The sequence below is a fragment of the Microbacterium sp. MMO-35 genome (genome assembly GCF_037147555.1).
In the GTDB taxonomy this organism is placed as follows: domain Bacteria; phylum Actinomycetota; class Actinomycetes; order Actinomycetales; family Microbacteriaceae; genus Microbacterium.
In genome coordinates this window covers 1-1,523 of record NZ_JBBCVH010000027.1, presented here as the reverse complement: position 1 = coordinate 1,523, position 1,523 = coordinate 1, and the positions used below count along the sequence as shown (strand labels likewise).

The following is a 1,523-nucleotide window of genomic DNA, read 5'->3' as shown; positions in this document are numbered from 1 at the left end:
ACTGCCGTGTTTCAGGTGATCCAGTTCGCCATGTTCCTCACTCTCATGGCTGGCAGTGTCCGTCTGGCGTATTTCGTCCATGACCTTCCGGAGCGCCGCTCGGGGCGCTGAAACCGAGTCGCCGCGTAGGGCCGTCGTGACCCTACCGGTACTTGTCGATCCCTCGGGACGACCACAACCGCATAGAACTCGCAGGAGTAACAGCCAGGAACCCCAACTTGGGAAGCCTGGACAGCCCTGGGTACGCGCCCCGGCTATGAGGACTGCGAGCCGCAACAGCACCGAATACCTGCCCTTGTGGCTAACCACGGTTGTTGTTCCACCCCGTAAGCGCCCCGTTGGGTTTGCTGGCTGGGCGTCGTAGCAGGAGCGGGCGGCGCAGGGCTAGGGCGTGGAGTTCAAGAAACGATTGGCCGCCTATTGCTGGCGGAACCGGGCATCGCAGGGTTATGCGGTGTGTTGGCGCGGGGTTAGTCGTCCGTGAACCATGCCGCAGGGTTAGTGGCCGCGCGAACCAGGGAGTACACCTCGGGCCAGTCCGAGGCGCGCACGGAAAGGAGTGCACATGACTCTTGTCAACACCGCGACTGGCGAGCTCGTCGAGTCGATCACCGAGGCTGATGTGGATGCGTCGATCGAACGGGTCAAGCGTCACGCGGAGTCGATCTGGGATGAGTGGGCGTGGCAGGTCGAGAACCGGACGTGGCTCATCAAGGGGTACACATCCTGGGATGAGATGCGCCGGATTGAGTACACGAGCCTGAACGGCGTGCAAGCACCGCGGGCTGAACGTCCCGAGCTGATCGCCCGGTTCCGGAAGGCGGGGCTCACGCAAACACAGACCGCGGAGGCCCTGGGCCTAAGCCGGCCGACCGTAGCGCGCCACGATGAGCCGACGTACCAACCGCGGGCCGCGAATGTATCAAATGACACATTCGCGGACGACGCCGACGTGATCGAGGCGGAGATCGTCGACGATGAGCCGCCCGCGCCGAAACCCAGGCGCGATGACACCGACTCGGCGATGACGTCGCTGATCAATGACCTGCGCGGCCCTTGGTCGCGAGGAATCACGAACGAAGCAAGACGCATGTCCCCGCAGGCTCGATCGTTCCTGATCGATGCTCTGCAATCCACGCTCGACAAGATCAGGGAGATTCACTATGAGCAGTCCGAAGTTTGATGCGAAGATCCGGTTTCGGATCAAGGGGCAGGAGGCGTTGCCGAAGTGGCAGCGTGACGCGATCCGCAAGGGGATGGATTCGCCGGATGGTCCGCCGGAGGCTCTGCGTTTCCAGTGCCGGATTGCGATGGATGCTCGGGAAGTGTTCGAGCGGGTTGAGCTTCCTGATGGGAGTTTCCTGACGTTCAACGACAAGAAGGTGCGTCCGCAGTTTGGGAAGAACCGGGAGGGGCAGGCGTATCTGACGGTGACGCTGACGCATAGCGCGACGGGGGAGTCGTACCGGGTGCGGTGGCTTGGTGATGCGGTCCCGTTGGCGATGCAGCGGACTGCTGTGGCG

Annotated in this window: 2 protein-coding genes; both read left to right on the top strand. The window is 63.0% G+C overall.

The genetic code is table 11. The annotated features are described in order from the left end of the window. The first annotated feature begins 565 nt into the window (after positions 1 to 565). Positions 566 to 1,183: a helix-turn-helix transcriptional regulator gene (locus tag WFJ01_RS18995; RefSeq protein ID WP_336630041.1), complete on the top strand. Its 618-nt coding sequence runs from the start codon at positions 566 to 568 to the stop codon at positions 1,181 to 1,183. Continuing rightward, positions 1,164 to 1,523 (top strand): hypothetical protein (locus WFJ01_RS18990; protein WP_336630040.1); only part of this gene is annotated, 360 nt, incomplete at its 3' end. The genes WFJ01_RS18995 and WFJ01_RS18990, both read left to right, overlap by 20 nt.

Coding starts and splice junctions, on each gene's coding strand:
- WFJ01_RS18995 (WP_336630041.1), top strand. CDS start 566: ATGACTCTTGTCAACACCGCGACTGGCGAGCTCGTCGAGTCGATCACC.